The sequence below is a fragment of the Desulforamulus putei DSM 12395 genome (assembly GCF_900129195.1).
Taxonomy (GTDB): Bacteria; Bacillota; Desulfotomaculia; order Desulfotomaculales; family Desulfotomaculaceae; genus Desulfotomaculum; species Desulfotomaculum putei.
Genome location: NZ_FQUY01000025.1, coordinates 26,575 through 34,430, shown reverse-complemented (window position 1 = coordinate 34,430; position 7,856 = coordinate 26,575). Strand labels below are relative to the sequence as shown.

Sequence of the window (7,856 nt, the reverse complement as noted above, 5' to 3'; positions counted from 1 at the left end):
ATAACCAAATTTATTTGCAAGATTATCATATTATGGCGACATTTTATGCCATTTGTTTGTGAAAAACAGGTGCAGTTTTAATTTGCAAATTCACACCATGGGCCAGTATGGAGTGGTTTAAAATGTGCTATACCTGAGGTAAATTTTTCAAATATTTGGTAATTTCTTCGTCGCTTAAATTGTAATCCTGTATCTTGTTGTCCAAAAATTTCTCGTAAGACGGCAAATCTAATAAACCGTGACCGCTCAGGGTAAACAATATGGTTTTTGCCTCTCCGGCTTCCTTACAGATCAAGGCCTCTTCTATGGCGCAACAAACGGCGTGGGCTGATTCGGGGGCGGGAATAATTCCTTCGTTTTTGGCAAACAGCGTCGCTGCGTTAAAAATAGCAGTTTGGCCAAAGGCTTTGGCTTCGATAATTCCGTCATGTACCAGTTGGCTGACCAGAGGTGAATCGCCGTGATACCTTAAGCCGCCTGCATGAATGCCGGGCGGCATAAAGTCTTTGCCAAGGGTATACATATACAGCAGGGGTGTCAACCCACTCACATCGCCAAAATCGTAACTAAGTTTTCCTTTGGTTAAGGTGGGACAGGCGCTTGGCTCAGCTGCTATTAAACGAACGTTTTTCCCGTCAACCAGCTTGTCATGGGCAAAGGGAAATGCTGTTCCCGCAAAATTGCTGCCGCCGCCACAGCAGCCTATTACGATATCCGGGTAGTCATTAACCTTTGCCATCTGCTCTTTGGCTTCCAGCCCTATTACGGTCTGGTGCAGAATCACGTGGTTCAGGACGCTGCCCAGAGCGTAATTGGTATCGGGGTGAAGCGCTGCATCCTCAACCGCTTCACTGATGGCTATGCCAAGGCTGCCGGGATTACCGGGGTCCTGTTCCAGTATTTTTCTGCCACATTCAGTTTGGTTACTTGGGCTGGCAAATACCTCAGAACCAAAAATGTTCATCACTGTCCGGCGGTACGGCTTTTGTTGGTAACTAATCTTAACCATGTAGACAGTGCACGCTAACCCAAAGAATGTGCATGCCTGTGATAAAGCAATACCCCATTGTCCGGCGCCGGTCTCGGTGGCCAGACGTTTAATCCCCTGCATCTTGTTATAATAGGCCTGCGGTACAGCTGTATTAAGTTTGTGACTCCCGGCCGGGCTAACCCCTTCATACTTATAATAAATACGCGCAGGGGTATCCAGAGCTTTTTCTAAGCGTCTGGCCCTGTACAGGGGAGACGGCCTCCATAACCGGTAGATTTCTTGCACTTCTTCCGGAATGTCAATCCATCTTTCCTGGCTGACTTCCTGTTTAATTAATTCATCCGGAAAGATTGCCGATAAATCCTGGGGGCCGATAGGCTTCCTGGTACCGGGATGGAGCGGAGGTTTGGGCAAGTTGGGCATATCTGCCTGGATGTTGTACCAGCGGGTGGGCATTTCACTTTCGTTGAGCAGAATTTTTGTTATTTGTTTACTCATCTCGTTTTTCTCCTCTCATCTAAACTGGGCAGATTAAACAAAATAATAGATTATTTTGTTTCATAATTCAATAAATACAATTCGACAAATATCGTTAACTGCAAGCTAAGCCCGGTTTTTGGTTTACCAGCGGGACTAACCGTTTATTTCTGTGCAGTCCTGCCATAGCAGAAAGTTATTGATGAATGTTACATCATTTCCTTTGGGTACAATAACTCTTCAGTGCCTCAATTGTTTGCTTGACAGGATTTTCCACTCGCCAGCTTTTTGGCTCAGTCACTCCTTGGACAATGCCGGCCAGGCGGAACCAGTAAGCCAAATAGCGGTAGAAGGGCAAGAAAAATATGACCCACCATATTTTTTTTAATTTTTCCCTGTAAGAATCTTTCACACTGTGGTAAGACACGATAAAATACAAAATTTCAAGTATCAGGTAACAAACAAATAATCCGATCATTGCCACCAACACCAACGGCAGGGAGTAACCAAGAAAGTATAAAAAGGGAGTCAAGAAAGTCCATACCAGTCTTGAAAAGGCCAGCGTATGGTCCAGGATCAGGATCCGCCCCACAAAATCTCGCATTGCCCGAAAGGCTACGGGAATCGTCTTGTTATACATGGCAATCACTTCAATTTCTCCCCGCTGCCAACGGACCCGTTGGGAATACAACCGGGCTAATGATTCGATTGGCTCAACATAGGCAATTGCATCCACCACGCTGCCAATCCGCCTCCCAGTAGATTTAGTAATGTTTCTGATATGAAAAGTCAAATCGGTATCTTCTGAAACTGTCCGTTCCTGGTATAAAAAGGATTGTAGCATGGTTTCCCGGCGGAATATAGAAAAGGCGCCGGATAAGGTAAAAAGGGTATTGGTAATGGTTTGGTAACGCCTGCCTACATCGAAAGCCACCAGATACTCTATCATTTCACAGTAATTAATTATGTCGATCAGCCGGGGGTTTCCCTTAACTTCCTTATCAACCCGGATGCTTCCGGTTGCCGCAACCAGTGCGGTGTCATTTTCAAATGTTTGAACAATATGCATGACCGCATCTTTATCCAGCCAGCTATCGGAATCCAAATTGATTAAATAGGTCCCCTGACCGGAATACATGCCAACATTTAAGGCAATCGATTTACTGGGTCGGTCCACCGAGGTCCACATAAGGGACATGTTCCGGTATTTGTATTGAAATTGCTGGAACACCTCAAAACTGTTATCTTTACTGCCATTATCCACACAGATAACCTGAATATATTCTACAGGGTAGGTTTGATTGATGATGGACAGCAGGCATTTTTCCAGGGTCGCAGCGGAATTGTATACAGGAACAACAATGGTGACATAGGGGTAATACGTTAAATGTTCCTTTTTCCCCAGCTTTTCCTCACCATAAAAGAGCAAGGTTGTAAAATAACCCACCGCCACAGAAATATCTGCAACCAGGGGCACTAACAGCCAGATCCCCCAAAAGATCATAAAGTCAAGTGCCCTTTCCAGTAATACTTGCGTCATTTTCGATGTTCTCCCGGACTATTTTTAATGATGGTTTGGTCAAAATCTCCCAGTACAGGGCAACAATCAGGATAAAGAATACCAGCCTGCCCAAAATTGAATGGGCAATAGAAGCAATATCGCGGCCAAACCAGTGAATAGAAAATATAACGATAAAAAGACGTAAGAGATTAATGGCGTAAACACAGACCACAGCCACCAGAGAGAATATCGCCTTTCTGGTAGGTTTGTAAGGAGGGTAGAATATAATCAACCCCAGTAAGATACACATTTCCAGGAGACCTGAGTTTTCGATGTCAACATTAAGGACAGTCCAGCTATTGTCTACCTCGGTCATAATTAAAAGAGTACATACTGCACGGTCAAAAACAGCGGTTTCTATATCAAAATAGTTTAACAACTGGTGCAGGAACATGGCCGCCTGGTGTTCCAACTGGTATTCCACAAAAGAACCGCGCAAAAAGGAAACCAGTAGGAGGGTAAAACCCACGGCGCCCCAGATATAATAAAAAAGCCAAATACGGTGTCTGTAAAAAAATACTGTTACCGCTATCCAAAAGATTGATACAGCGGTAAGACTTAATTTGTTCTTAACCATAACAGGAAAAGGTGTCCACATGATATCGCCATAATCAGGTAAGCGATCACCGGCACTCCCAATACCCGTTAAGTAAAAATTTACCGGTTGAGACGGGTAAACATTGAGATCCTCCATTGGAATGGCAAATTCGAATCTGGTTCCTCCCTCCCTGAGTCCGTCCCCCCATTCACCCCGGTAGTCGGATAAAAATTTACCGGTAACTGAATATAACCTAATATCAACTTCCCCACTACTCTCTGTAGCCGCTCAAAATTTTTGGCAAAAATTCTCATGATTTTTGGCAAAAATAACGCTGGTTTTTAGAACTATTTCTGAGGGTCTTTGGCTTTACTCTTGCCAATTATTTTGAGAATAACGCTCCTGGACGTGCTGGTCTTCGCCCCGTTGAAATACGCACTCGTTCAGGAGTTTTGTTTTGAAGTTATAGCTGTTGAAGTGCCTCATGATGCCGAAATAGGACTGCATTGAGGCATTCACCTTATCGAAGGCAATCAACCCCTTTTCATAGGCTTTTTGAAGCGTTTTGACCCTCCTCTTAATCTTCTTCAGAGTCTTTTTCTTTAGCTTCCTATGGGTAGGCCATATCTTAAAGCCCACGAACTCAACACCTAAAGATATGGGTCTGATAGCAGTCTTGTTGTTTAGGTCAAGCGCAAGAGCCGATTTCAGGAATGTTCCAATGTCTTCCTTGACCTTGTGTAAGTATTTCTTATCATCCGACAGGATTATTATATCATCCATATACCTGATGTAGTAATGTATCCTCAATTTGTGCTTTACATACTGGTCAAGCTCGTTTAAGTAGACATTTGCAAAGAGTTGTGAGGTAAGGTTTCCTATTGGCATCCCTGTATCAAACAGTCTCTCTTCTTCCGGGCAGTCATCGGCTTCCATTCCGGCAGGGAGCCCAAAGGCCACGTCCTCACTGTTGACTATGGTCTCAAGCAGCCACATCAAGTCATTATCAACAATCTTCTTTCTTAGGATGTCAAGTAATATCGCATGGTTGACTCTATAAAAATACTTCGAGATATCAAGCTTAAGGTAATAGTATTTTTGACTCTTGCGGTCTACCTGCCGCAACCAGTATTGAAGCCTGTCTGCCGCTTTATGAGTGCCTTTTCCGACTCTGCAACCATAACTATCAAAAATAAACTGTTTGTCATAGAGCGGGTATAAAATCCTGTATACGGCCCATTGAACAACTCTATCTTTGAAAGGCAGTGCCATGATTAATCTCTTTTTAGGGTCATGTATAAAGAACTGCCTATATTTGCCTACTTCATAGGTTTTATATAAAAGCTCATTTTGAATAATAATCAAGTTTTCCTCAAGCTGGCTGTTAAATTTTAATATTTCATCCCTAAAACGTTTCCCTTTTCTCGCTTCAAGGGCCGCTATGTACAAGTTTTCAAAATCAATGATTTTCGGAAAAAGGTTCTTTAATTTCTGAGACAATTTTTGCATCCCCTTGTTTTTATTAGTACTATATGTAGCATCTTTCATTACTTACTCGATGCTTCTATAGCAATTCAATATTTTGCTTTTTCAGCAGGGGAATGAGCCCCTTTGTTCTCTCTGTGCTATCTATAACCCCATGAGGTTATAGCCATTGACTATGAGAGCAGAGCGGAGCGGAAACCGATATTCGTACTGACGTTCGCACGAGAGTTGTTCAGGTTGACGTTGAACACGCCCGCATTGGAAGTGTTACCCCAATTGCCGCCACGAATCGGGAGCTCAATAGACTCATCCCCCATAGTTTTTGTTTATTTATTTACTGCTTTACTGCCTTCATCCATCCTCCCAACATGCGCCCGATTTCGCTGAGCATCTTGCTCCAATTTTCATATTGCTTCAGTCCCAAGTATTTGAATTTAGGGTCTGCCGCAACCCTTATAAAGGTTTTTAATGTTTCCAGCTCAACATCCATTTCCTGAAGAGTTGTCTTTTTATAATACTTCTTGTTTGCCACTATCGCCAACCTCAGCAGCGTATACATGCTTTTCTTAATCTCCGTTGCAAGCGCATATCTTTCTGACCTGGGAAACTGAAGTAGGCAGTTGTTTCCGTAGACTATCATGTCATAGATTTTTTGGTATATCTTTAATTGCTCCATCTAAAACTCCTCTCTTACTTCAGGGTGGGGGGAGAGCTATCGCTCTCCCCGACAGATATTCAGAAAACAGATTACAGAGTAACAAAAGCGGAGCGGAAACCGATATTCGCACTGACGCGCGCACGAGAGTAGTACAGGTCGACGCGGAACACGCCCGCATGGGAAGTGCCACCCCAAGCGCCGCCACGAATCGGGAGCCTTTCTCCATAGTTACGAGCATAAAAACCGTCTGCCCCATGCGCCGCATCAATCGGAAACATTCCTAAAGCTTTGAGGAGATTCGGGATTGTTACTCCTGCTTCAGCAGCCAGTGTTTCGAAGGTTGTGTATGAATATCCGTAATCATACTGGCCTCCCGGTGTATACATCTGGTTTTCAACCGCCGTGTTTATCCTCGGGTCTCCACCAACATCATGAGAGGTAGCGGTTGCATCGCCTGCCGTGGTATTGTCCACCTTTAGAGTGTTGGCCGTGCCGGGGGCCACAAGGCTTCCGTCCTGCAACATGGCCTTCCACAACGCACTTGTCGCCGTTTGGTCAACAGCAGCAGCGGCATCGTTGTTAGGGATAATTTGTATCTCCCCGTTGTTAAGCCTCAAGCCTCCGACCCATTCCCACACGTTGCCGTTGAGGTCAAATATGCCCTCGTTGGTGTTGTCGTGAGCCCAACTTGCCGGGCCACTTCCGGTTGCAACCCTGCCGGTCTTCCCGGCTCCACTGTCAAAGTAGGTTCCCACACCCTTCTCATGGGGAGCGGAATGGTCAGCTCCATAGTTATTGTTCCCCCTGGGCATAAAGCCGTTTTTCTTACACCAAAGCGCAATCCCGGCCCATTCAGCATTCGTCATCAGATGCCATCCTAAGCCCTTATTTTCACAGTAGGCTTTTACTGTATCGAAGTTCACGCTTGTTTTCGGGTCTTTAAAGGGCAGGCTGTAGGCTCGGTCATACATGACAATATTTTGATACTTGGAGACCATCACTTCAGATTTCTGAACTCCATTCACAACAAACATTGGATGAGCCGCATCTTCTCCACCGGTCATCACGTCAATGCTTTTGAATAGCGGTATCCTCACCATGATTGAAGGGAGCCCCATATCATCAAACAAGACCGTATTTTTCCCGCCCGACAACGCTTCAACCGCTAATTTCATGTCATCAAAATTACTCATTGGTTGCTCCTCCTTTAGCCCATAATGTTATTGTCACCTTGCCCATATCAAATGGGATGGGGAATTGCTTTTCCATTGGATTGCCATTCTCATCCTCACCGTCAATGACGGTATCGTATGCCCTTGCCGGTATGTCTATCTGTGCAACATACCATTTATTGAGCCCGAAGGTCAGGAACCCGAACTCATTAGTGCAAATGTTAATATGAACATCAAAGTCCCTTTCGTACTTCTCAAGGTCAAGGGTCATGATTTCATCCAGGATGACCTTTGTCCCGTCCTGCACGATGTTGATTTTTGGCCCTTCGTTCTTTTCAACGATATTTACCTGACCGTTCATCTTTTCAATCCCTCCGCTTTCTTAATCACTTCATGACTCCTCTGAGCAATGCACTCAGCGTATTCCCTTGTTTGCTTGTTGGCCGTTGAGCTGTTGTGTCCAAAGTCCCTCAAGACCCTGTTCGTCCTTTCTTGCCTCTCGCTGCTCTTAATTATCACGTTCGCCATTATTGAAACATACCCCCTTGGATAAAACATTTGATTGTTGCACTCGTTGCGCTGCCTGTGTACCGGATTTTAAAGCCGTTCAGGGCCTTGTCGTACACCTCAATGTCTCCGACAAACCCGTTGGAGCTTAGAACCTCAGTGAGCACCCTGTAATTCAAGGTGTCCCTTGCCTTTTGGAGGGCAACGGTTGTCTCTGAGTTGTTAAAGGGATAGCTCATTGTATTGCTCAATGACACTTCCACAAGCTCTCCTTCCAGGTCAGCTATGCTTCTTTTGGACTGCATTGCCTGTTGAATCAGAACCGAGGCAAAACCGTCAGCTCCAAGAATACCGGTCTCCATATTGTTTAAGTTTGTCGCACTGACGGGAGTCCCTTCCTGAATCACCTCTCCCGTTAGTTCGTCAACAATATGGTCTTGCCATTGCTTGAGATTGTAAGGCTTCAT

Annotated in this window: 9 protein-coding genes; all 9 read right to left on the bottom strand. The window is 44.7% G+C overall.

Annotated elements, in window-relative coordinates; all coding sequences use genetic code 11:
- Window positions 1-127: 127 nt before the first annotated feature.
- Window positions 128-1,489, bottom strand: a complete 1,362-nt coding sequence (locus BUB67_RS13410; RefSeq protein WP_073239921.1) for a TrpB-like pyridoxal phosphate-dependent enzyme — start codon at window positions 1,487-1,489, stop codon at window positions 128-130.
- A 193-nt stretch (window positions 1,490-1,682) separates the two neighbouring features.
- Complete coding sequence (locus tag BUB67_RS13405) at window positions 1,683-3,008, bottom strand: TIGR03111 family XrtG-associated glycosyltransferase (protein ID WP_073239920.1); 1,326 nt, start codon at window positions 3,006-3,008, stop codon at window positions 1,683-1,685.
- Window positions 2,977-3,606, bottom strand: a complete 630-nt coding sequence (locus BUB67_RS13400; protein ID WP_159431843.1) for an archaeosortase/exosortase family protein — start codon at window positions 3,604-3,606, stop codon at window positions 2,977-2,979. The genes BUB67_RS13405 and BUB67_RS13400 overlap by 32 nt, the downstream gene beginning before the upstream one ends.
- Window positions 3,607-3,936: 330 nt before the next feature.
- Window positions 3,937-5,067 carry a reverse transcriptase/maturase family protein gene (locus BUB67_RS13395; protein ID WP_238457060.1) on the bottom strand — a complete coding sequence of 377 codons (1,131 nt, stop codon included), beginning with the start codon at window positions 5,065-5,067 and terminating at the stop codon, window positions 3,937-3,939.
- Window positions 5,068-5,386: 319 nt separating this feature from the next.
- Window positions 5,387-5,728, bottom strand: a complete 342-nt coding sequence (avd, locus tag BUB67_RS13390) for a diversity-generating retroelement protein Avd (protein WP_073239918.1) — start codon at window positions 5,726-5,728, stop codon at window positions 5,387-5,389.
- A 71-nt stretch (window positions 5,729-5,799) separates the two neighbouring features.
- Complete coding sequence (locus BUB67_RS13385) at window positions 5,800-6,903, bottom strand: SUMF1/EgtB/PvdO family nonheme iron enzyme (RefSeq protein WP_073239917.1); 1,104 nt, start codon at window positions 6,901-6,903, stop codon at window positions 5,800-5,802.
- The gene (locus BUB67_RS13380) at window positions 6,896-7,243 is read right to left on the bottom strand and encodes a hypothetical protein (RefSeq protein WP_073239916.1); all 348 of its coding nucleotides are present in this window, start codon (window positions 7,241-7,243) and stop codon (window positions 6,896-6,898) included. The genes BUB67_RS13385 and BUB67_RS13380 overlap by 8 nt, the downstream gene beginning before the upstream one ends.
- The gene (locus BUB67_RS16665) at window positions 7,240-7,410 is read right to left on the bottom strand and encodes a hypothetical protein (RefSeq protein WP_180261016.1); all 171 of its coding nucleotides are present in this window, start codon (window positions 7,408-7,410) and stop codon (window positions 7,240-7,242) included. Before BUB67_RS16665 ends, BUB67_RS13380 begins: the two co-directional genes overlap by 4 nt.
- Window positions 7,410-7,856, bottom strand: coding sequence for a hypothetical protein (locus tag BUB67_RS13375; protein ID WP_073239915.1), 447 nt, complete (start codon window positions 7,854-7,856; stop codon window positions 7,410-7,412). Before BUB67_RS13375 ends, BUB67_RS16665 begins: the two co-directional genes overlap by 1 nt.

Excerpts from the sequence above, each read along its gene's own strand:
- BUB67_RS13410 (WP_073239921.1), bottom strand. The coding sequence starts at position 1,489 with ATGAGTAAACAAATAACAAAAATTCTGCTCAACGAAAGTGAAATGCCC.
- BUB67_RS13405 (WP_073239920.1), bottom strand. The coding sequence starts at position 3,008 with ATGACGCAAGTATTACTGGAAAGGGCACTTGACTTTATGATCTTTTGG.
- BUB67_RS13400 (WP_159431843.1), bottom strand. The coding sequence starts at position 3,606 with ATGGTTAAGAACAAATTAAGTCTTACCGCTGTATCAATCTTTTGGATA.
- avd (WP_073239918.1), bottom strand. The coding sequence starts at position 5,728 with ATGGAGCAATTAAAGATATACCAAAAAATCTATGACATGATAGTCTAC.
- BUB67_RS13385 (WP_073239917.1), bottom strand. The coding sequence starts at position 6,903 with ATGAGTAATTTTGATGACATGAAATTAGCGGTTGAAGCGTTGTCGGGC.
- BUB67_RS13380 (WP_073239916.1), bottom strand. The coding sequence starts at position 7,243 with ATGAACGGTCAGGTAAATATCGTTGAAAAGAACGAAGGGCCAAAAATC.
- BUB67_RS16665 (WP_180261016.1), bottom strand. The coding sequence starts at position 7,410 with ATGGCGAACGTGATAATTAAGAGCAGCGAGAGGCAAGAAAGGACGAAC.
- BUB67_RS13375 (WP_073239915.1), bottom strand. The coding sequence starts at position 7,856 with ATGAAGCCTTACAATCTCAAGCAATGGCAAGACCATATTGTTGACGAA.